This is a genomic window from Halomonas sp. AOP12-B1-6 (assembly GCF_052379225.1).
In the GTDB taxonomy this organism is placed as follows: Bacteria; Pseudomonadota; Gammaproteobacteria; order Pseudomonadales; family Halomonadaceae; genus Vreelandella; species Vreelandella casei.
Genome location: NZ_JBQSYK010000005.1, coordinates 178,508 through 200,672 on the forward strand (window position 1 = coordinate 178,508; position 22,165 = coordinate 200,672).

At 53.6% G+C, this 22,165-nt stretch carries 21 protein-coding genes; 16 read left to right on the forward strand and 5 right to left on the reverse strand.

Translation table 11 applies throughout. From position 1 onward, the window contains the following. Positions 1-147 precede the first annotated feature (147 nt). Entirely contained in the window at positions 148-666 is a 519-nt protein-coding gene (locus ACT3TR_RS15110; RefSeq protein ID WP_096279558.1) for a hypothetical protein, read from the forward strand. Positions 667-703: 37 nt separating this feature from the next. Here ACT3TR_RS15110 and ACT3TR_RS15115 read toward each other — a convergent pair whose 3' ends face one another. Then, positions 704-1,090 carry a glutaredoxin family protein gene (locus ACT3TR_RS15115; RefSeq protein ID WP_096279559.1) on the reverse strand — a complete coding sequence of 129 codons (387 nt, stop codon included), beginning with the start codon at positions 1,088-1,090 and terminating at the stop codon, positions 704-706. Between the two features lie 269 nt (positions 1,091-1,359). Here ACT3TR_RS15115 and mpl point away from each other — a divergent pair, with 269 nt between their 5' ends. From mpl to ACT3TR_RS15130, 3 genes are read left to right on the forward strand one after another with little or no spacing between them, the layout of a single operon-like run. Continuing rightward, a complete protein-coding gene (mpl, locus tag ACT3TR_RS15120; protein ID WP_096279561.1) occupies positions 1,360-2,754 on the forward strand; it encodes a UDP-N-acetylmuramate:L-alanyl-gamma-D-glutamyl-meso-diaminopimelate ligase in 1,395 nt (464 codons plus the stop codon). After that, positions 2,751-3,419: a flavin prenyltransferase UbiX gene (locus tag ACT3TR_RS15125; RefSeq protein ID WP_096279563.1), complete on the forward strand. Its 669-nt coding sequence runs from the start codon at positions 2,751-2,753 to the stop codon at positions 3,417-3,419. Before mpl ends, ACT3TR_RS15125 begins: the two co-directional genes overlap by 4 nt. After that, positions 3,420-4,043, forward strand: a complete 624-nt coding sequence (locus tag ACT3TR_RS15130) for a LysE family translocator (protein ID WP_176483389.1) — start codon at positions 3,420-3,422, stop codon at positions 4,041-4,043. Between the two features lie 14 nt (positions 4,044-4,057). Here the strand turns inward: ACT3TR_RS15130 and ACT3TR_RS15135 are convergent, their stop codons facing one another. The 3 genes from ACT3TR_RS15135 to ACT3TR_RS15145 are packed head-to-tail and all read right to left on the reverse strand — an operon-like array spanning position 4,058 to position 7,269. After that, entirely contained in the window at positions 4,058-5,455 is a 1,398-nt protein-coding gene (locus tag ACT3TR_RS15135; protein ID WP_444625625.1) for a bifunctional DedA family/phosphatase PAP2 family protein, read from the reverse strand. A 42-nt stretch (positions 5,456-5,497) separates the two neighbouring features. Then, positions 5,498-6,430 (reverse strand): diguanylate cyclase domain-containing protein, encoded by a 933-nt coding sequence (locus tag ACT3TR_RS15140; protein ID WP_444625624.1) that lies wholly within the window; start codon positions 6,428-6,430, stop codon positions 5,498-5,500. Continuing rightward, positions 6,427-7,269, reverse strand: a complete 843-nt coding sequence (locus ACT3TR_RS15145) for a hypothetical protein (RefSeq protein ID WP_444625623.1) — start codon at positions 7,267-7,269, stop codon at positions 6,427-6,429. Before ACT3TR_RS15145 ends, ACT3TR_RS15140 begins: the two co-directional genes overlap by 4 nt. A 273-nt stretch (positions 7,270-7,542) precedes the next feature. Between ACT3TR_RS15145 and ACT3TR_RS15150 the strand changes: the two genes are divergently transcribed. The 11 genes from ACT3TR_RS15150 to lipB all read left to right on the forward strand — a co-directional run bounded on the left by ACT3TR_RS15150 (position 7,543) and on the right by lipB (position 18,109). Continuing rightward, positions 7,543-8,850 (forward strand): glutamate-5-semialdehyde dehydrogenase, encoded by a 1,308-nt coding sequence (locus tag ACT3TR_RS15150; protein ID WP_444625622.1) that lies wholly within the window; start codon positions 7,543-7,545, stop codon positions 8,848-8,850. A gap of 25 nt (positions 8,851-8,875) precedes the next feature. Then, complete coding sequence (gene nadD / locus ACT3TR_RS15155; protein WP_444625621.1) at positions 8,876-9,529, forward strand: nicotinate-nucleotide adenylyltransferase; 654 nt, start codon at positions 8,876-8,878, stop codon at positions 9,527-9,529. An 85-nt stretch (positions 9,530-9,614) separates the two neighbouring features. Then, positions 9,615-10,001, forward strand: a complete 387-nt coding sequence (rsfS, locus tag ACT3TR_RS15160) for a ribosome silencing factor (RefSeq protein ID WP_096279575.1) — start codon at positions 9,615-9,617, stop codon at positions 9,999-10,001. Next, entirely contained in the window at positions 9,998-10,465 is a 468-nt protein-coding gene (rlmH, locus tag ACT3TR_RS15165) for a 23S rRNA (pseudouridine(1915)-N(3))-methyltransferase RlmH (protein WP_096279577.1), read from the forward strand. Before rsfS ends, rlmH begins: the two co-directional genes overlap by 4 nt. Positions 10,466-10,536: 71 nt before the next feature. Continuing rightward, on the forward strand, positions 10,537-12,444 hold the full coding sequence (mrdA, locus tag ACT3TR_RS15170; RefSeq protein WP_096279579.1) for a penicillin-binding protein 2: 1,908 nt from the start codon (positions 10,537-10,539) through the stop codon (positions 12,442-12,444). A 3-nt stretch (positions 12,445-12,447) separates the two neighbouring features. Then, positions 12,448-13,608 carry a rod shape-determining protein RodA gene (gene rodA, locus ACT3TR_RS15175; RefSeq protein WP_096279581.1) on the forward strand — a complete coding sequence of 387 codons (1,161 nt, stop codon included), beginning with the start codon at positions 12,448-12,450 and terminating at the stop codon, positions 13,606-13,608. Between the two features lie 87 nt (positions 13,609-13,695). Further along, a complete protein-coding gene (mltB, locus tag ACT3TR_RS15180) occupies positions 13,696-14,745 on the forward strand; it encodes a lytic murein transglycosylase B (protein WP_096279583.1) in 1,050 nt (349 codons plus the stop codon). Positions 14,746-14,777: 32 nt separating this feature from the next. Then, the gene (locus ACT3TR_RS15185) at positions 14,778-15,785 is read left to right on the forward strand and encodes a septal ring lytic transglycosylase RlpA family protein (protein ID WP_444625721.1); all 1,008 of its coding nucleotides are present in this window, start codon (positions 14,778-14,780) and stop codon (positions 15,783-15,785) included. 85 nt (positions 15,786-15,870) lie between these two features. Further along, positions 15,871-17,070 carry a D-alanyl-D-alanine carboxypeptidase family protein gene (locus ACT3TR_RS15190; RefSeq protein WP_096279585.1) on the forward strand — a complete coding sequence of 400 codons (1,200 nt, stop codon included), beginning with the start codon at positions 15,871-15,873 and terminating at the stop codon, positions 17,068-17,070. Between the two features lie 59 nt (positions 17,071-17,129). Continuing rightward, positions 17,130-17,441 carry an HP0495 family protein gene (locus ACT3TR_RS15195; protein ID WP_096279587.1) on the forward strand — a complete coding sequence of 104 codons (312 nt, stop codon included), beginning with the start codon at positions 17,130-17,132 and terminating at the stop codon, positions 17,439-17,441. Between the two features lie 2 nt (positions 17,442-17,443). Then, positions 17,444-18,109, forward strand: a complete 666-nt coding sequence (gene lipB / locus ACT3TR_RS15200) for a lipoyl(octanoyl) transferase LipB (protein WP_096279589.1) — start codon at positions 17,444-17,446, stop codon at positions 18,107-18,109. Positions 18,110-18,227: 118 nt separating this feature from the next. On the opposite strand, the gene lipA is transcribed toward lipB, so the two are convergent. Next, positions 18,228-19,286 (reverse strand): lipoyl synthase, encoded by a 1,059-nt coding sequence (gene lipA / locus ACT3TR_RS15205; RefSeq protein ID WP_096279591.1) that lies wholly within the window; start codon positions 19,284-19,286, stop codon positions 18,228-18,230. 405 nt (positions 19,287-19,691) lie between these two features. Here lipA and ACT3TR_RS15210 point away from each other — a divergent pair, with 405 nt between their 5' ends. After that, the gene (locus tag ACT3TR_RS15210) at positions 19,692-22,118 is read left to right on the forward strand and encodes a DUF3141 domain-containing protein (RefSeq protein ID WP_444625620.1); all 2,427 of its coding nucleotides are present in this window, start codon (positions 19,692-19,694) and stop codon (positions 22,116-22,118) included. Positions 22,119-22,165: the final 47 nt, after the last annotated feature.

Genomic DNA, 22,165 nt, shown 5'->3' on the forward strand with positions numbered 1-22,165 from the left:
GTGAATACCCATAGCCTCATACAATCGAAATAATGACAGGCATCATTCGTCTACTAAATGACAGCGCTAAGGACGGCGTACAATCGCCTACTGACTCGGCAAAAGCATTGCAGGTAAAATAGCGCAAACATCAGAGAGGGACTCACCATGTGGAAACAAATTGGCATCGCCGTAATAGCAGGGTGGCTGCCCGTCGGTAGCGTGGCCTCTGATCAATCGCTGCAGCAATCGCCGGACATTACAGGAATGCTTGAGGGCGATTCACAAGAGTGGTTTGTATTAAGCCAAGGTGATGACTCCAATGCCTCGTTCGTCGAATTTGGTGACGACATTAACATCGATATCACCGGTTTTATCGACCCTGAGCGCTGGGATGCGCAAGAGGCGCTGTCTATTAGCCTAACTGTGCGTGACGGTCAGTTGTTGAGTGCCGCCGTTCTTCAGCTTATTGGCACATCGACGTCCCCGCCTTTATATACTTCTGACGGCGGTGACGTGACGGTTTCACTGACGCACTACGAGCGTGATGGCCAAACGGTGCATGTAGCGGGCACCATCCAAGGGATGCTGGCGCTTCAAGTTCAGCTAGGTGATGCGCCGGATCCCAATGAAAGCATTGATATTGACGTGACGTTCGATATCGAGGCGCAGAAGATAGAGTTTTAAATCTAAGGCCCAACTGCGCCGGGCCTTCTTGTGTCGCTCAACCGAACTGCTGATGCAGCCAGCTATTAATAGTATCTGACTCGTACATCCATTCCTCACGCCCATCGTCATGAGCGATCTTTAAACACGGCACTTTACTTTTGCCGCCGCCTTCTAAGAGCGCCTGCTTGTGGGCGGGGTCAAGCTGAGTATCGCGTAACTCAATATTCAATCCCAGGCGTGCAATCTCTTTACGTACCTTTATGCAAAAAGGGCAGGTGCGAAATTGATACAGTGTAAGGCCCTGGCACGCTTGATCAACGCGAGCCTGATCTTCAGGCGTGCGCTCAATTGACGTCGGTGTAGTGAGCTTTTCCGAGACAATCATAACGGGGGCGAGTACGGCGCGAAGACCACGGAAAAAGTAGCGAATAAGAATGCGCATATAGGGCTCCTTGGCTGATAACAGCATGACAAGTGGGTCGACGAATTGGCGATAAAACGCATAAAGAGTGGCCGCATCCTGCAACAACTGAAGGGATTTGTCACTTGAAGAGCTTTGACGGGCGTTAATCGCGGTTTATAACGATGAGGTGATGAGCAAATTGCACCAGCATGCTAGGCTATTTAGCTATTTTTGCGCCTATTTTGTAATGCATTTATGGGCAGTTAACTAGTTGAAATCATTTATTGGCGATTAACGGGGCGAGAGGCATGCACCTTCATATTATTGGTATCTGCGGCACCTTTATGGGCAGCCTAGCGTTACTGGCGCGCGAGCTGGGGCATGAAGTTAGCGGCTCTGATAAGAATGTTTATCCGCCCATGAGTACTCAGTTGACTGATGCTGGGATTACCTTGATGGAGGGTTATACAGCAGAGCATTTATCGCCAGCTCCCGATCTTGTCATCGTAGGTAATGCGTTATCACGCGGTAATGCAGAGGTCGAAGCGCTACTTAATAGCGGCGTGCCGTATACCTCGGGTGCGCAATGGTTGGCTGAGCACGTGCTGCCAGGGCGGCGCGTTATTGCCGTTGCCGGCACCCATGGCAAAACCACGACGGCTAGCGTTGTCGCGTGGCTATTAGAAAGCGCCGGTTTAGCACCGGGCTTCTTGATTGGCGGCGTGCCGCGCAACTTTGGCGTATCGGCACGGCTAGGCGATCCACAGGCGCCGTTTATAGTCGAGGCCGATGAATATGACACGGCCTTCTTCGATAAGCGCTCCAAGTTTGTTCACTATCGCCCTCGTATCGCGATTCTCAATAATCTTGAATTTGACCATGCTGATATCTTTCCCGACCTGGCCGCCATTGAGCGCCAGTTCCATCACTTGATTCGCACCGTGCCCAGCCAAGGTCATTTGCTGGTCGCTGATGAGCAGCCCGCCCTGGACCGCGTTCTGGAGCAGGGAGCCTGGACGCCGGTCGCGCGCTTTGGCAATCAAAACAATAGCCAGTGGCAGCTGCGCTTAGAACGTGCTGATGCCAGCCGCTTTCAGGTCATCCACTGCGCGGATGAGCACGGCCAGGATGAAGATGCTGTCGTTGAGTGGCCGTTAACGGGAGAGCATAACGCGCGTAATGCGCTTGCCGCGCTAGCAGCCGCGCACCTGTGCGGGGTTGATTTAGCCCGTGGTTGCGCTGCATTGGCGCGGTTTGAAACGCCCAAGCGGCGCCAGGAAGTGCGTGGTGAAATCAATGGTATTCAGGTAATTGATGATTTTGCCCATCACCCCACGGCCATTGCCGCCACGCTCAAAGGGCTACGTGCCGCCACTACCAAAGGCCGCTTGCTGGCCGTTATTGAGCCACGCTCAAATACCATGCGTTTAGGCGCGCTACGCGAGCGTTTGCTTGAAAGCGTTGCTGATGCTGATGCCGTGTTTTGGTTTCAACCCAGCGGGTTGGACTGGTCGATGGAGGAGCTTGTCGCCGAACAAGATGGCCGTGGGCAGCTATTTAGCGAGATCACGGCGCTAGTAGAGGCCGTGGTTAGTCAGGCGTCACCGCTAGATCGTATTGTGGTCATGTCCAACGGTGGTTTTGAGGGCGTTCATGAGCGCCTGCTTGCCGCGCTAACAATCGCCAAGGAGAGCCAAGCGTGACAAACACAAGCGGTACATCGTTCAAAAAGCCGATTACGGTGGCGCTGACGGGCGCCTCGGGGGCGCAATATGGCTTACGCCTGATTGATGTATTGGTCGCCGCCGGTCATGAAGTATGGGTTATGGTGTCAAAAGCAGCCCACATGGTGATCGCAACAGAAACGCCTTTCTCACTCCCCGCGCAGCCCCAGCGTTTAGTGGAGGCGCTCAGTGAGCGCAGTGGGGCGCAGGCTGGGCAAATACGCTGCTTTGGGCGTGAGGACTGGATGGCACCCGTGGCATCCGGTTCAGGCGCGCCCTCAGCCATGGTCGTTTGCCCGTGCTCCACTGGATCGCTGTCAGCTATCGCAACAGGGGCCAGTAATAACTTGATTGAGCGGGCCGCGGATGTCGCTATTAAAGAGCGGCGCACGCTGGTGCTGGTGCCGCGCGAAAGCCCGCTGTCGCCCATTCATCTTGAGCACATGCTGGCGTTGAGCCGCCTGGGGGTGGTCATTTTGCCTGCTGCGCCAGGATTTTATCATCGCCCTCAGAGCATTGATGATCTTATTGATTTTATCGTAGCGCGTATTCTTAACCAGCTGGGCATTGAACATACTTTGCTCCCTCGCTGGGGCGAAGCTGGTAGTGCGGCGACTCCTCCTTCTGCACAGGAAGATTTATAGATGATGTCTTGGGCGACACTTTCGGTTTTTGTGCCAACGTTTCTCTTTGTTTCACTAACGCCAGGGATGTGCATGACGCTCGCCATGGTGCTTGGGATGACCCAGGGCGTTAAGCGGACGCTATGGATGATGATCGGGGAACTGGCGGGCGTGGGCTTAGTCGCCGCCGCCGCCGGTGCGGGCGTTGCCGCGCTCATGCTGCGTCAGCCTGAATTATTTGTGCTGTTTAAATGGGTTGGGGGCGCCTATCTCGGTTATTTAGGCATCATGATGTGGCGCTCGCGTGGGCGTATGGCGATTCCTAGCGAGCTGGATGCCGGCCCACCGGCCAGCCGCCTTCAATTGGTAACGCAAGGGTTTGTCACGGCCGTAGCCAATCCTAAAGGATGGGCCTTTTTTATGGTTTTGCTGCCGCCATTCTTGGACGGTGGCCGCCCTCTGTTTGGCCAGCTCAGTCTTCTGATTGCAGTGATTTTGACTATCGAGTTTGCGAGTATGCTGGTCTATGCCACTGGCGGCAAAACGTTGCGCAACGTGCTGGGTAAAAGCGGCAACGTGCGTTTGCTAAATCGCATAGCCGGTACGCTGATGATTGGCGTGGCCCTGTGGCTGGCGCTGGGTTAGCTAATACCTGGTCGCTAAACCGGTGGCAGCAGTCCTACGCGGGCGCTAATAAGTACTAAAGATGCCACACATAGCAGCAGCCATGGGCAGGGGCGTAAACACGCTCGAGGCTGCTGCTGCCAATGAAGCAGTGTCAGTGCACATACCACCAGCCCTAATAATGCCCCGCCAACAAGATCGCTAAACCAATGCACCCCCACCACCAACCGCGATAGTGCCATCGGTAGCGCAAAAGAGAGGGCTACCCAGTAGGCCCAAAAACGTTGTTGTCGCGGTAGTTCGGCAGCAATAAAAGCTGCCGCCAGACCCAACAGAACCACGGCCGTTGATGTATGGGCGCTGGGATAAGAAAACGAGCCCATTAAGTAGTCCGGGGTGCCTGGGCGAGGACGAGCAAACAGCTCCTTAATCAGTGTGTTGAGCATCGCTACGCCGCCTAATGCGCCGCTCCAATGCAATAGAGCATCCCACCTATTGCGCACCAGCATCCAGATTGCCCAGGGCAGCGTTAACGCGATAATACCGTAGGTGTCGCCGATTCGAGCAAAAACATTCGCGATTATGTAGGTGATATCGCTGTGCAGCCATACGAACATGCGCTGAACGAGTAAATCCATTTCCAGCGGGCCGTGATGATTGATAACCAGCAATGTCCAGCCAGACAAGCTGCCTAACGCGATCACTAGCAGCAGCAACGACGCCAGCGGGACATCGCCCGCTTGGCTCATTGCAAGCCAAGGACGTCGTAATAGCGGGATGCGGCGAATACTTCCGGCAATGATGCGATAAAGCCGACCATGGCGCGACGCCTGATGCCGGCCCCAAGAGAAAATAACCGCCAATACAATAATGATAAACGCGAGTATCACTAAGCCTGCTTCTAAGCCGGGCGGTAGATTTAGATGGTGCTGCCAAGCGCGCCCAAGCAAATAGCCGGGCAGTATATAGGCGGGCGCCCAAAGCGCTGCTGAGATTATGTTGGCCAACACAAAAGTGCGCGGCGGCATGCGCATCATGCCTGCCACTAATGGAATGATGGGCCTCACTGGCCCTACAAAACGGCCAATAAAAACGGATGAAACGCCATAGCGCTTAAAGAAGCGCGTACCCCGATCTAGCCATTCAGGGTGCTGCGACAGTGGCCAGCGCTGAGTCACCTGCTCGCGATGTTTAAAACCCAGTGAAAAGCTAATGCCATCGCCTAAAACGGCGCCGATGAAGGCCGCGCCTATCAACCATGCCAGGGCAATACCCTGATGGCCAGCTAATGAAGCCATCGTGGTTATTAACATAACGCCGGGTACTAGCAGGCCCACTAGCGCTAGAGACTCGACAAGTGCAATAACGAGAACTAGGCAAAGTAACAGCGGTGGGGATAACGTTAAAGACTGTAGCGTATCAGCGAAGGACACAAGCCTCTCCAGCTAAATGTTTGAATAATAAGTAAACGGAGGCTAAGCGTGCGCGATAGCCGCGCCGCGTGCTTCTAAACGGCTTAAATAACGTTCGAAACTTTCTACGCGAGCAGGTATGCAGGCTGCAATACGTACTTCAAGTTGCCCTGTTTCGACCAAAACACACCGAGAAAGTGCCCGCTGTAAGCGTTCACGGACCAATAGTGCACCGCTTTCACTGGTATCTGGCAGCACAAGCCAGAAAGTAGCATTGCTCGTACGCCCCAGAACATCATGGTCGCGGCAGCGGCTGTGAACCTCACTGCACAGAGCGCCTAGCAGTGCTGTTTTGGCGCGCTGGCCAAACTGCTCCTCGGCCATATCTAGCTGGGGAAGGTGCAATACTAACAGGGCTAGCTGCTTATTAAGCATCTCTGCGCGCTGGTATTCACTATGCAGCCGCTCTTTAAACGTATCAATATGGTAAGCGTTACAGTCGCTGTCGTTTGGGTCGGTGGCGCGTAGCAGTGCTTGGCGCCGGGCATGCTCCCAGCGCGGTAAGGCGAGAAGAAGCGTTAATGTGACGTAGCCCACGACATTCGAAGGTGATGAATTAGCCACGGCAGGCAATAGCCACCACAGCGGCCCTGCGATTATGTTGATGGTAATCGCAGCCGACAGTGGCAATAGCAAAAATGCAGCGATAACAGGGAGGCCTAGCCAAATAGGTGACACCTGCGGCTGATAGTAAAATGCGCCAAGTACTACGGCGTAGACACTGCAGAGTAAAATCATGCGGGGTAGGTAAGCCGCTAGCTTTTGCCCCATGTGCATCAAAAGTGCCGATATGAGTAGCAGCGTTGTAAAGGTAGGAATTAATAAATCACGATATTCCCCCATCGCATAAAGCCAAAGCGCATAGCTTGCCATCAGTACAATGCTTGACCCGTAGGCTTGCGCCATTAAGCGTCTTGGGATGCGCTGCTGTGTCATGTTGTCTCTCGCGCTATCGATTGCTTGCTCATTTGCGCTAGCGTAGCGGCATCGATATCCGTTAATCCAAAATGTTCGCTCGTTGTAACATCTGGCAGCGCGGTTAGCAGTATGCGGCGCCGGTGTGCTGTCTCTTGCACAGAGCGGGCAAGCAGTATCGTGACCAACGTTGTGTTGTTGATGCGATAGACGTTTTCGAACGCGTGTGTCAGGTCGCACAGTTTATGTGCAGTGGGCCAAAGCTGGTGGCGTTTCACGTGCAGAATAAATATTTCGGCGTGCGTTCCCTCGCGTTGACAGCGCCGCTGCTCACGAGGGATATCACGAAGCAGCTGCTCCTCAGCCCATAGATTTAGACCTGGTATCAAGCGTAAGCGTTGGCGAATAGCCCCGTTCATATCGATAAGTTGCTGTGCCCGCGACAGGGCGATCAAACTGAGTATTATCACGCTAGCTAACAAGAGTATGAGAGTCGGGGTGTCCAACTGAGGTGCCACCATTGCCGTACTAATCAGCGCAGCACTTAGAGTAAAGGCAGTGCCCCATCTGCGTTGCGGTAACATCAGCATGGCAGCCCACGCCCAAATTAAAATGCTGTGCTGCTCTGGTGCTGTGGCTATTAACCCCATCAATAGTGCGCCGGGTACTATTTGCCATGGCAGCCCTCGTGAGCGGCGGTGGCTAAAGTCGAGCACTAGCGCAGTGATACACAGCCAGCCGACGGAAAGCCAAAGCACTATGCTGGCAGCGTTGGACGGGGCGGGTGCCCAAAACGCTAAGGCGGCGGCAGCGGCGAATAGATTGGCTCGTAATAGGCCGATTTTGTACTTGCTTTGCATGGTGGCTTATTATTCGTCCTGAGTAACCTATCGTCCTGAATAATCTGGCGCGCTTAGGCAAATGGGTGAGCGCAGGATGGTAAACGTACGCTGTATACATTAGCGCCTTAGTCATCCTTAGCATAACGTCCAAAAGGCGTAACATCTTTATCAGCGTGAAAAACGGCAACGCGAGCATGCTTGCCGGCCTTGAAGAAGCAGTATTAGTTGACGACCCTAGCCAGTGCTTAGGGCACCTATAACCGAGTATGCGCGACGACGCGCGGAGACAGCATGAGCGTTTCAACACCGTTCCAAAGCGGGGCCCTTCAACACCTTTCTAGCGGTGATGTGCCCGCCTACATGCAGGCACTGGGGCAGGCGGCTCGGCACGCTGCCAGTGAGCTACGGCGAGCGGATACTGGCTTGAAAAATCGTGCTTTATTCGCCATTGCCGATCGCTTAAAGGCTGCGCGCGCACGCATTTTAGACGCCAATGCAGCAGATTTACAGCGCGGTCGTGAAAACGGTTTAGAGAGCGCGCTACTAGATCGTTTAGCGCTGGACGATGTGCGGGTTAGTAGCATGATTGAAGGCCTTCATCATGTGGCAGCGCTGCCTGATCCGGTGGGCGAGATTGACGATATGCAGTACCGACCCAGCGGTATTCAGGTGGGTAAAATGCGCGTGCCGCTAGGCGTTATCGGTATTATTTATGAGTCACGTCCTAACGTGACGCTGGAAGCCGCAAGCCTGTGCTTGAAGTCGGGTAATGCCTGTATTTTACGCGGCGGGTCGGAGGCTAGTGAATCCAACGCTGCCATCAGCGCTTGTATTCAAGCAGGGCTTGCGGATGTAGGGCTGCCCGCTGGAAGCGTGCAGGTGGTTGCCACGACTGATCGCGCGGCCGTCGGTGAAATGATCAGTATGCCCGAGTATGTTGATGTGATTATTCCACGGGGCGGGAAATCACTGATTGAGCGTATCTCCCGTGAGGCGCGCGTGCCGGTGATCAAACATTTGGACGGCGTATGCCATGTGTACATTGATACAACGGCGGATCCCGCTAAAGCACTAGCGATTGCGGTCAATGCCAAAACACATCGTTATGGCACCTGCAACACGATGGAAACACTGCTGGTGGATTCGCTGATTGCAGACCTGCTGTTGCCTGAGCTAGCGCGTGCTTATGGCGAGCATGACGTTGAGCTGCGTGGCTGCCAGCGTACGCTGGCGCTATTGCCCCAAGCCATTGCTGCCACGGATGCCGACTGGACAGCGGAGTATTTAGCTCCGATTCTGGCCATCAAAATCGTTGATGGCATCGAGGAAGCCATTGCGCACATAGAGTTTTACGGCTCCCATCATACCGATGCGATTGTCACTCAAGATTACTCGCTGGCACGACGCTTTATGGCTGAAGTTGATTCCAGCTCAGTGATCGTCAATGCATCAACGCGTTTCGCCGACGGTTTTGAGTACGGCTTAGGCGCTGAGATTGGTATTTCAACCGATAAGCTTCATGCCCGTGGCCCGGTAGGGTTAGAAGGGCTTACAACACGTAAGTACGTGGTGTTTGGTGACGGGCAGGTGCGCGAGTGATTAGGTGGAATAATAAGGGGGTGAAATGAGCAGCCATGAACCTCGTGTTGGTATGCTTGGCGGCACATTTGACCCCGTTCATCTGGGCCATTTGCGTAGTGCCGTGGAGCTACACGAGGCGCTGGCGCTTGATCAATTGCATATGATTCCAGCGCAGCAGCCACCGCTGCGCGGACGCCCGCAGGTATCTGCCCAGCAGCGCTTGTCACTGTTACAGGCGGGTATCGGCGACACTCCAGGGCTTGTCGCGGATGACCGTGAGCTGCAGCGCGGCGGGCCTTCCTACAGTGTCGATACGCTGGCCGAGCTGCGAGCCCATTATGGCGAGCATGCCCGCTTAGTAATGGCCATTGGCTATGATGCCTTCCTGCGGCTTGCGCAGTGGCATCAGCCTGAGCGCATATTTGCACTGGCCCACTTGGTTGTCATTGCGCGGCCTGGCTACAGTGACGCGTTGCCTGAATCATTAACGGAACTGGTGGGGCAACGTGGAGTCGATAGCGTAGAACAATTGATGCAGAGCCCCCGCGGGGGATATTTATTCCTTGAACTGCCTTCATTGTTGGCAATTTCCGCCACGGGCATTCGCGAGTGTTTATATCAAGGCAAAAGCGTGCGTTATTTGATGCCAGAGCCCGTTGAGCAGGCCATTAAGCACCACGGACTTTATCAGCAGTGAGATATAGCGCTGGCAGTCAGCAAAGAAGCCGTTACAATGGCCGGCTTTATTGACCGGTTATCGAACGAGGTTGTCTTTAGGAGTCATGCACATCGATACATTGAAAAGCCTAGCGGTTGACGCGCTAGAAGAGCTAAAAGCACGTGACATTACGCACTTGGATGTTTCCAAATTAACCGAGGTCACTGACCTCATGCTGATTGCCAGTGGTACATCTACTCGGCACGTAGCCGCGATTGCCCAAAACGTGGTTGAAAAAGCCAAAGCGGCCGGGCTGCGTCCTCTGGGTGTTGAAGGTGGCGATAATGCTGACTGGGTGCTTGTCGACCTAGGCGACATTGTAGTGCACGTCATGATGCCTGAAGCGCGGCTTTTGTATGATTTAGAGCGTCTTTGGGCTGATTTGCCGAGCGACTCTAACGCTATTGACGAATCGCTTGAACGCTTCCGCGAGCGGGCCAGTATGTCATGAAAATTCGGCTGTTAGCCGTGGGTAACAAAATGCCTGCCTGGGTAGAAGAGGGCGTGGAGACCTACCGCAAACGGCTGCCGCGAGATTTTAATCTCGAGATTGAAGAAATTGCGCTTGGGCAACGTGGCAAAAATGCCGACATTGCAAAAGCGCGTGCTCAAGAAGCACAGCGGATTCGCGATAAGCTGCGTGGTGATGAGTACGTTGTTGCATTGGAAGTGAAAGGTAAGCCGTGGACCACCGAGCAATTAGCCCAGGAAGCCGATGATTGGCGTATGACCGGGCGCGATATTGTTCTGCTGGTCGGTGGGCCCGATGGGCTTGAGCCTTCGCTTTCGGCGATGGCGGAAAAAGCCTGGTCGCTTTCCCCTTTAACGCTACCTCATCCTCTGGTTCGTATTATGCTGGCTGAGCAGCTATATCGTGCTTGGACACTGCTAGTGGGCCATCCCTATCACCGCTAAAGATTGAATGGTGGGCAACCACTGTTCTCGACTTGCGGCGCTCATTATTCGATTTGAGAGTCATTTTTGCCATGCTCAAGCGCCCCAACACGCTTAAAAACTCCGAGCAAGAGCTGCGTATTTTTCGAGTCAGGGCGCTGATCGCTATCTTAGCCGTGTTGTTACTTGCCTGCCTATTAACGAGCCGATTGGTCTACTTACAAATCGTTCAACATGATTTGTACAGCACACGCTCTGAAAATAACCGTGTACGCGTGGAGCCACTGCCGCCCAACCGAGGTTTGATTTACGACCGTAATGGCGTTCTGCTGGCAGAAAATCGTCCGACCTATAACTTAACGTTGGTGCGTGAGCGGGTCGATAATTTAGATGAAACGCTGGCGCTTTTAGTCGACCTGCTCGAGTTGCCTGAAGAAGAGATTGAGGCATTCAATGTTCGCTCGCGTCAGCGTCAACGACCTTATCAGCCCGCGCTATTGACCAGCGATCTTAGTGAAGAGCAAATTGCGCGTTTAGCGGTTAATCGCCATCGACTACCGGGTGTAGAAGTGGAGGCCCAGCCGCTGCGCTTTTATCCCGACGCTGAAGTCATGGCCCACGCATTGGGCTATGTGGGACGTATAAACGCCCAAGAAATGGAGACCCTGGATGCGGGCCGCTATGCGGGCACGCATTTTATTGGCAAAACGGGCATCGAGCGCTTTTATGAAGAAGAGCTTCACGGCCAGGCAGGTTTGCGCAAGGTAGAAACCAATGCCCGCGGTCGAGTACTAAGAGAGCTGGGGCGAACCGACCCTGTGCCAGGCGAAAACCTGACTTTAACGTTGGATAAATCGCTTCAAATGCTCGCGTATGAGCTGCTTGATGGCCGTCGCGGCTCCATCGTCGCTATCGCGCCTGCAACGGGCGAAATTCTGGCGATGGTGTCCACACCAGGGTTTGATAGTAACCAGTTTGTCACCGGTATCGATGTGGCTTCTTATCGCGCTCTGCAGGAAAATCTTGATCTGCCTTTGTTTAACCGCGCCATTCGTGGCCACTATCCACCTGGCTCTACAATTAAACCTTTTTTAGCGCTGGCGGGGCTTTCCGAGGGCGTGATTACACCCGACAGCACGATTAATGACCCTGGCTACTATCAATTGCCTAACGATACGCGCCGCTACCGCAACTGGCTGCGTTGGGGGCACGGGCGGGTAGATTTAGAGCGAGCGTTAGCGGTATCTAATAACACTTACTTCTATACCTTGGCCCATGACTTGGGTATTGATAGCCTGCATGATCGCATGAGTGACTTTGGTTTCGGTCGGCGCGTGGCGTACGACGTTCAGGGCGAAAGTGGCGCTCTAATGCCTTCTCGGGATTGGAAGCGTGGGCGCTTTAACCAGCCCTGGTACCCGGGTGAAACCCTGTCAGTAGGCATCGGGCAGGGTTATTGGCAGGTGACGCCTTTGCAGCTTGCTAGCGCCACTGCGACGCTGGCCAACCGCGGCCACTGGGTTAGGCCACGGCTAGCGCGCCAAATTGGCGATACACCTGTTCCCCGAGACCTCCCAGACACCTTGGACGATATAACGTTGGCCAACGATGGCTGGTGGGATCGCGTTTTCAGCGGTATGGAAAAGGTGTTAAGCGGTAGCGAAGGAACCGCTCGCCGCACCGGCGCTGGACTTGAGTATCGTATGGGCGGTAAGTCAGGCACTGCGCAAGTGTTTTCGCTAGGTCAAGACCAGCGCTATAACGCGGATGAGCTAGCAGAGCGGCTGCGTGACCACGCGTTGTTTGTGGCGTTTGCACCGTTAGACGACCCTCAAATCGCTGTTTCCGTTATTGTTGAGAATGCCGGTGGCGGTAGTACGCATGCTGCCCACCTGGCGCGGGCCATGACCGATGCTTGGCTTCTAGAGGATGAAGCGCCTGACGTGGAAGAAGTGCGCGAAGCGCTAGCGGATGATAATGCCAATGTGGAGGGAAACTAAGCCATGCCGTGGCATTTTATAGCTCGATCAATGCGTGGCCATCCCGTCCGTCCGCCGGATAGCGGTATTTCACGGCGTAAAAGTATTTGGGAGCGAATCCATCTTGACCCTTGGTTACTGGGGCTACTGCTCGTCTTGATGGGCGGTGGTTTAGTGGTTCTTTATAGCGCCTCTGGTCAGTCTCTTGACTCTGTCATTGCTCAAGGCGTGCGTTTTTGCCTAGCGCTGACGGTGATGGTGATTATTGCGCAGTTCTCTCCGTCGACTTTTCTACGCTGGGCGCCACTTGGCTACGGGATCGGTGTAGCAATGCTATTGGCGGTTGATTTAGTTGGCGATGTGGGGATGGGTGCCAAGCGGTGGTTGGAAATTCCCGGCGTGATTCGTTTTCAGCCCTCCGAGATGATGAAATTAGCGGCTCCTATAATGGTGGCGGCCTACCTTAGCCGCTGTGAACTACCGCCGCGCCTGCGCGATATCATCGTATGTGGTGTGATTATTGGGGTGCCGGTAGTGTTAACGGCGATTCAGCCAGACCTGGGAACCTCGCTTTTAGTCGCCAGCGCGGCGTTAATTGTGGTGCTGCTAGCAGGCTTGTCGTGGCGATTGATAGGATTTATTGCCGTACTGGGCGCCGCGGGCGTTCCGGTACTGTGGATGAATATGCATAATTATCAACGTCAACGGGTACTAACGTTTTTAAACCCTGAAAGCGACCCCTTGGGTTCGGGTTGGAATATTATTCAATCGACCACGGCCATTGGCAGTGGTGGAATATGGGGTAAAGGCTGGCTTCAAGGCACTCAGTCGCAGCTAGAGTTTTTACCCGAGCGGCATACGGATTTCATTATTGCCGTATTAGGCGAAGAGTTCGGGTTGGTGGGGATGCTGGTGCTGCTGTGTTTGTATCTGCTGATCGTGAGTCGCGGTTTATGGATGGCAAGCTCTGCTCAGGATACCTTTGGTCGCTTGGTCGCAGGCAGCATTATATTGACGTTTTTTATCTATGTGTTTGTCAACATGGGCATGGTGAGCGGAATTCTGCCTGTTGTAGGCGTGCCGCTACCGCTGGTGAGTTATGGTGGCACCTCAAGCGTGACCTTGTTAGCGGGTTTCGGTATTCTCATGTCTATACATGCCCACCGTCGGCTGCTGTCGCGTTAGAGATAATGTGCAAGGCTCCACTTGTGCTGTTCGCGCGCGTTGCTCGGGAATGGAGGCCTCAGGAATGAAATGTTCAGGAGTAGAAAAATGAACGGGATTCACGGCAGGACGAGCAGCTATTTTTTAGCAGCGCTGATGTGCTGGGTAACGCCAGCGGCGCTAGCCGACGAGCCTTCGCAGGCGTCTCAACAGCAGGTTGCTCCGCAGTACAATACGGATAGTCAAGCGCTGGTAGATGAACTCGTCGCAGAGGGCCTGCCAAAAGCGTGGGTGGAAGAAGCGCTGGGGCAGGCGAGTTACACGCAAAGCGTGCTAGATGCTATGGAAGGAGCGGCGGAGCGTCGCCTGCGTTGGTACGAGTATCGCAATATTTTTATGACCGAGCAGCGTATTCAAGAAGGCGCTGAATTTATTAACGCTCATGCTGATGCTTTAGCACGTGCCGAAAGCACCTACGGAGTTCCCGCAGAAGTTATCACCGCCATTATCGGTGTTGAAACGTATTACGGGCGTCATAAGGGGCAGCACCGTGTGCTAGATTCGCTTGCGACGCTGGCGTTTTATCACCCCACAAGAGGTGCGTTTTTTCGTGGTGAACTGGCCGCTTTCTTACGCATAGCGTATGAGCAGCATGTTGATCCCGCTGAGTTACAGGGCTCTTACGCTGGGGCTATGGGTTACCCGCAGTTTATTCCTACGAGTTATCAAGCCTACGCCGTCGATTTTGATGGCGATGGAATTCGTGACCTGTGGGAGAATCCAGTCGATGCTATTGGCAGTGTTGCTAATTACTTCGCCGTACATGGTTGGAAGCAGGACGCGCCTATCTATCACCTGGCCAGTGGCCCTGACGTATTGCCCGTCGAGCTATTGGATGAACTTTCGTTCAATCAAACCTCAGCGCCTACGGTGAGTGTTGCTGAGCTCTCCGCGCACGGCATTGAGCCTAACGAGCCGTTAGACAGCGATTTGCCGGTGATACCGCTGGCACTTGAGTTTGCTGATGGTGAAACGCACTATCGGTTTGGTGAGTATAATTTTTATGCTATTACCCGCTACAACCATAGTCACCTGTATGCAATGGCCGTGGCTGAGCTATCAGAAGCGATTGCTGAGCGATATGAGGACGAGGAATGAATGCTCATTTATCAGCGTTACGATTAGCGAAAATGCAGCTTACAGTGCCTCTGAGAGCGGGCGGTGTACTCGCCATAATGGCATTGGTTGGCGGCTGTGCGAGCAACAACGCTCAGCGTACTGATACGCCCAGCTCAGCCAATCAAGCTGCCGCTACGGCCCCAGCGCCAACGGCTGCCAATACGGCTGGAGGGCGCTACGCGTTAACGGGCGATGCTTACCCGATTGAGCCGCCGGATGTTGCCAAAGTGCCGGATGCAGAGCCGCGTATTGAGCAACCCTCAGCAGGTGGTAACCGTTCGACCTATGAAGTGTGGGGCAAAACGTACCACGTATTGCCTGATGCGACAGGCTACGAAAGACGCGGTACGGCGTCGTGGTATGGTGAAAAATTTCATGGCTATGCCACCTCAAACGGGGAAATTTACGACATGTATAAAATGTCGGCAGCTCACCGTTCACTGCCATTGCCTACCTATGCGCGCGTAACAAGTCTCGATAGCGGCCAGTCGATTATTGTCAGGGTTAACGATCGCGGCCCGTTCCACAGTGATCGTGAAATCGATTTGTCCTACGCGGCAGCGGCTCGGCTAGGCTTTCTCGATAACGGTACGGGGCCTGTGAAAGTGGAGGCTATTGATTCCGAACGTTGGGTCGCTGAACGTGGTGGGGCAACCCCGGAACGTGCCGTGAGTCAGGTGCCCGCGACTCGTCCGTCGCCTAGCGTTGCCACGCAGCAGCCCGCTGCACCCGTGCCAGCTGCTCCTGTTCAAACAGCGGTTGCTCAAGCGCCATCGGCACCTACGACAGCCGGTGATAGCAGTGGGGCTATGTATCTACAGATTGCCGCTTTGGGTAGTCCCGAAGGTGCACAGCAGTTACAGCAACGGTTGGAAGGTGAACAACCGCACTCAGTGCGTATAATGAACGACGCGGATATGTATCGAGTGCAGGTGGGCCCTATTGCACCGGCGCAAGAATCTCAAGCACGTGAAGCGTTACGTCAAGCGGGCTTCCCTCAAGTGTTTGTTGTGCGATAATTCACTGCCTATCTATTTCTGGCGGCGCGACTGACGCGCCGCTGTTTTTTTCCAAGTAAGCTTTCAAGTAAGTGAGACTGACGTTATGAACGTGTTTACATCCATTGGCCGCTCTGCACGGCTGTGCCTTTTTGCTGCCATGGCAACTGTTACTTTGCCTGCCGCTGCCCAGGTAATTCCTCAGCCACAAACAATTATTCCGGCGGCACCACAGTTAGCGGCAAGTTCGTGGATACTCATGGATGCCAATAGTGGTCGCATATTGGCCGAGCATAACTCGGATGAACGCCTTCCCCCGGCCAGCCTGACCAAGCTGATGACCGCTTACTTGGTTGAGCGCGAGCTTAATCGAGGCACCATCAATCTGACCGACATGGTTAATGTCAGCGAGAACGCTTGGCGCACCGGCGGCTCGAAAATGTTTATTGAAGTAGGCGACCAAGTTTCTGTCGATAACCTGCTCCACGGTATCATTATCGTTTCAGGCAACGATGCGAGTGTGGCCATGGCCGAGCATTTGGCCGGTGGCGAAGCGCCTTTTGCAGACCTGATGAATCAGCACGCCACGCGTTTGGGCATGAACGACACTAACTTCCAGAACGCTACTGGTTTGCCTGCTGAAAATCATTACTCAACCGCCCATGATCTGGCGCGCTTGTCACGCCATATCATCAATGATTATCCTGACCATTATGAAATCTACTCGCATCGCTCCTTCGCCTTTGGCGGCATTGATCAGCCCAACCGCAATCGCTTGCTGTGGCGTGACACCTCGGTAGATGGGCTTAAGACTGGCTGGACAACCGAAGCGGGTTTCTGTTTGGTATCTTCGGCAAAGCGTGACGACATGCGTTTGATTTCTGTTGTCATGGGCACCAATTCTGACGAAGCGCGTGCTCAGGAAACGCAAAAGCTGCTTAGCTACGGCTTCCGCTTCTTTGAAACGATGAAGCTTTACGAGCGTGGCGCTGTTCTCGCTACGCCGCGCGTTTGGGGTGGTGATATTAACGAACTGCGAGTCGGCGTTGATGAAGAAGTCTTCATGACTCTGCCGCGCAATCGTAATGAAGAACTTCGCGCTCGCCTGAATCTTGATCCAGACCTGAAAGCGCCGATTGCCATTGGCGACGAGGTGGGTACGCTAGAAGTGCACCTGGGTGATGAAATCGTGGGCGAGCGTCGTTTAGTCGCTTTGGAAAATGTTGAAGAGGGTGGGCTGTTCAAGCGTCTGTTTGATCAGGTTCAGCGCTTCTTTAGCGGTCTGATCAGTAACTTTACCGACTAGTTTGACGTTGGTATGTTCGCTGATTAGTCCAAACGTATATTGACGATGAAAGGTTTGCTATGAAAAAAGGTGTCCCTCAGGGAGTCCGCGATTTGCGCCAGCCGGCAGTGCTGGAGCCGCCTAAAATCACCTTTCCCTGTGATTATTCATTAAAAATCGTAGGAGACGCCGCGGACGATTTTCCGGCCAGCGTATGCCAAGTCATTGTGCAATACGCTGCTGATTTCGATGCGACCACGATGCAGGTGGTTGACAGTCGAAACGGGCGTTTCCAGTCAGTGCGTGTGGTGATTAGAGCAACGGGTGAGCAGCAAATAAAACAATTGTTTGATGCTCTAAAGGCTACCGGTCGTGTCCATATGGTGGTGTAATCGTGCAAGATTCGGCGCCGATTGAGCTACATCGTTTAGGTCGCCAGCCGTATCTTCCGATATGGGAGGCGATGCGCTCGCTGACCGATACCCGAGATGAGCATACGCCTGATCAATTCTGGCTAGTTGAGCACGACCCTGTATTTACTCAGGGCCAGGCAGGTAAGCCGGAGCATTTGCTAATGCCCGGCGATATCCCAGTTGTGCAGACTGATCGCGGCGGTCAGGTCACCTACCATGGCCCTGGCCAAGTGGTGCTTTATCCGCTTTTAGATGTGCGCAGGGGTAAGATCGGTGTGCGTGATTTGGTGACCGCGTTGGAGCGCGCGGTGATTGAGGTATTGAGCAGCTATGGTCTTAATGCATATGCCAAACCTGACGCGCCTGGCGTTTATGTTGCTGGCGGGGCAGGTGAGCAAAAAATCGCCTCGCTAGGGCTGCGTATTAGACGGGGTGCCAGTTTTCATGGGGTGGCGTTAAACGTGGATGGCGATTTATCGCCTTTTCTGCGCATTAATCCGTGTGGTTATGCCGGCATGCCGATGGCGAAATTGTCAGATTTTGTGACATTACCTGATGAGCACTGCGTAGGCGATCAGTTGGCGCAAGCGTTAGCGGCTCAGTTAAAGCGCCGTTTATTGCTCGTTGAGCCGTTGCCAGCACACTAATTTTTTAGGGCTTTTGTCTAGAACCGTTATGTTCTAGATACATGATTTCTCAATGCTATAAATTGCCGCTGTACCGGGAGCCTAGAGGTTAGCTTTCAGTACAGCGGCTTTTTTATGCCTAGCCTACATTGAACGTAGGAATACGATTGGGATCGGGTTCTTGATGCTGGCCGGGAATGGCTGCAGGTGAGGCAAGGCCTAGGTTATTCTTTTCAAAAACGCGGTCAGCGCGATAGCTTGAGCGCACGAGCGGACCTGATGGAACTTCCATAAAGCCCTTTTCAAGACCAATCTCACGGTAGCGATCAAATTCTTCTGGTGTTACCCAGCGCTCTACCGGCAAGTGGTTTTTGGTTGGGCGCAGATATTGCCCAAGCGTCACAATGTCGACACCTATTTCACGCAGGTCGTCAAACGTTTGTAAGATCTCTTCGTCGGTTTCACCTAATCCCAGCATTATGCTGGTTTTGGTGATGATGTCAGGACGGTAGCGCTTGGCATGAGCAAGCACATCAAGAGTTTTACGATAGCCTGCACGCCGGTCACGTACGCGCCCCGTTAATCGCTCAACGGTTTCAACGTTTTGGGCAAATACCTGTAGCCCGGAATCAACGACGCGCTCAATTGCCGTGAGTTCGCCATCAAAGTCGGGTGTTAACGCCTCAACGACAACGTCCGGCGTGCGCGCTTTAATAGCGCTTACGCAGTTGGCGTAATGCGTTGCACCACCATCGTCTAGATCATCACGATCTACCGAGGTCAGTACAATATAGCGCAGCCCCATCAGCTCGACTGACTTAGCCGTGTTTTCAGGCTCTTCAAGATCCAGCCATCCTTGTGGGTTGCCGGTGTCTACTGCGCAGAAGCGGCATGCGCGTGTGCAGACGGACCCCATCAGCATGATAGTGGCCGTGCCGTTGCTCCAGCACTCGCCCATATTAGGGCAGTGTGATTCTGCACATACGGTGCTAAGTCGATGCGTGGCGACGTTTTTCTTCACCGCTTCAAAGCGTTCGCCACCCGGGATCTGAGCTCGTAACCACTTTGGCTTGCGCTCAAGAGTAGGGGCTTCTGCCTGCTCTTTGCGCTGCTTCATGCCATCCTTGATTACCGACATGCCATGTTCATTGCGGAATTTTTCACCGCTAGACACGCGCTGCGAGGGAATCTTGCTCATAGGGACAGAGCCTCTCTATTGTGCGGTAGGCATGGTGACGGAGGGGGCGCTCACCTCTCACCCAGCCTGCCAGTTGATGCGTAACTCGCTGGATAATTCTTTAACCTAATGGGCGCTAATGTAACATATCTCGCCGTCAACAGGACACCGATAGGGACTACTGCCAGCTCAACCCCAATCGGCCTGCGGGCTGGCGTGCTAAGGGGCAGATGCCCAGTTGAAATAACCGGAATGCTGCACAGGATAGTCCTGAAAAAAGAGGCTTGAAAATAGCCTTAAAAATAGTGCCGGCATTTATTTTGGGCTAAAGATCGACGTCATACAGGTAGTGTCCTAAACTATGTTGCGTTGCAGCATCATTGCTTTCGGGTCTGATGCTTGTGCATCTACCCAATGGGGGAACCTATGAATTTTTTGGCAAATCCTTTGCTTTCTAGTTCCACGCTTACGCCTTTATTTGATCCGTTCGGATTTGGGCGTGCGGCCTTTGATTACTGGCGCGATAGCGTTGAGCGCAGCGTTTTGCATTTAGATGTAATGCGCGAACGCGGCAATCAATACCTTGAGCATATGGAGCAAACTAAGCCCAGTGTGCTGGGCTTCGATACTGAAGTATTAATGGATGGGCGCACGCTGCCACGGCCCACTAACTATGAACTACTGCGTGTACTACCTCACGAAGGTACCGAAGTTGATCTACAAAAGCGTCCCTTTGTCGTTGTAGACCCGCGCGCAGGGCATGGGCCAGGCATCGGTGGTTTTAAACCTGACAGCGAGCTAGGCGTCGCGCTGAAAGCTGGCCACCCCTGCTATTTTATTGGTTTTCTGCCGTTCCCTGAGCCCGGTCAAACCGTTGAGGATGTAGTCGAGGCAGAAATCGCTTTCTTGCGTCATGTTATAGAACTGCATCCGGAAACCACCGAAAGACCCATGGTCGTAGGCAACTGCCAGGCGGGTTGGCAGCTTATGATGGGGGCTGCCTTAGAGCCTGATGTGTTTGGGCCTATATTGATTGCCGGCGCACCGCTTTCTTACTGGGCTGGCGAGCACGGTAAGGCACCCATGCGTTATACCGGTGGAATGTCGGGCGGCAGTTGGATTACCGCGTTAACGAGCGATATCGGCGACGGGATGTTTGACGGTGCCTGGCTGGTACAGAATTTTGAGCGCCTCAATCCAGCAAACACCCACTGGAAAAAGCAATATCACCTTTACGACAACATTGATACCGAGGCGGGTCGCTACCTTGATTTTGAACGCTGGTGGGGTGGTCACGTTGTGTTGGGCGGTGAAGAAATTCAATACATCGTCGATAACTTGTTTGTCGGAAATCGGCTTTCGACCGCACAGTTAGTGACCCACGACGGTCGTCGCATTGATCTGCGCAATGTTCGCTCACCGGTCGTTGTTTTCTGTTCAAAAGGCGATGATATAACGCCACCGCCTCAAGCCCTGGGCTGGATTCGTGATCTTTATGAAGACGAAGATGATCTTATCGCCAATGAGCAGACCATCGTCTATTGCCAGCACGACACTACGGGCCATTTAGGAATTTTTGTATCGAGCAGTATCTCGCGTAAAGAGCATACCGAGTTCACCGCCAATATGGATTATATTGATGTGATGCCACCGGGGCTGTATGAAACCACGGTGACGCATACCGATGATCATCACGACCCGGCGTTAATCGAGCGCGATTATTTGCTGGAGTTTACACCCCGTAATTTTGCAGAGCTTGATCGGGACGTGATGCATAAGCCGGAGGATGACCGACGTTTTGCAACGGTTGCGCGTGTATCCGAAATTAATCTGGGCATGTACCGCCTTTTCCTTCAGCCTTGGCTAAAAGCGAGCATTACGCCGGAAGCCGCGCGCTGGATACGCCGCATGCACCCCATTCGTTTGGGCTATAAGCTATTTTCTGACCGTAACCCATTGTCAGTGCCGTTGCCGGTAATGGCGGAGGTGGTGCGCAAGAATCGTCACTCTGTCTCTCAAGACAATTTGTTTAAAGCACTTGAGACCATGGGCTCAGATCAGATTGTGACTAGCTTAAACAGCATGCGCGATTTACGTGACGCCAATACCGAAAAAATGTTCATGAATATCTACGGTCAGCCATTTTTGCAGGCGGCTGTGGGTCTTCATGGCGATGCCCACGTACACCGTCGCCGCCCTGGTGCAGAGCCTGAGCACCGACGCTTTGTTAAGCAGCGCCAAGAAGAGATTCGTGAAAAAATAGCGCAAGGTGGCGCTCATGAAGCAGTCATGCGCTCGCTTATTTATGTGCTCGGCGGCGCACCCGCGACAGATGAACGTAATTTCAAGCGTCTGCGCGCCTCGCGATCTGAGCTTGAGCCCGGTATTAAGCTCAGTGAGTTTAAGCGTTTGGTACGCGAGCAGTTCTTCATATTGAAGCTTGATCGTGAGCAAGCGTTAAATGTGTTGCCTGGACTGCTCAATGGGCAGAGTAATGCCGATATTAGCGGCCATGTGAAGCAGCTTGAGCATGTTTTCGCCGCCAGCGGTGAGCTTTCAGAACGTGCAGCAGAGCGCTTCGCACAGATTAAAATGTTATTTGATAAAGCAAGGCCATCCAAGCCCGCCGCCGCCCCTGCAAAAGCGCCCGCTAAAACGGTTGCTAAGCCCAAGTCTGCCGCTAAACCAGCCGCTGTGGCTGAGCCCACCACGCCAAAGCCAAATGCCGCTGAGCGTGCACCCGCTAAATTGCAATCGGTTAAGCCATTAGCTGGTGCCGAGAAAAAGGCAGCCAGTAAATCAGTTGCGAAGCCTGCGAATGGCGCGGTTAAAAAGACACCGCCCAAACGCTAAATCAGTCGCTTAGCTCAACGCGCCCCCGCCTATTTGGTGGGGGCGCG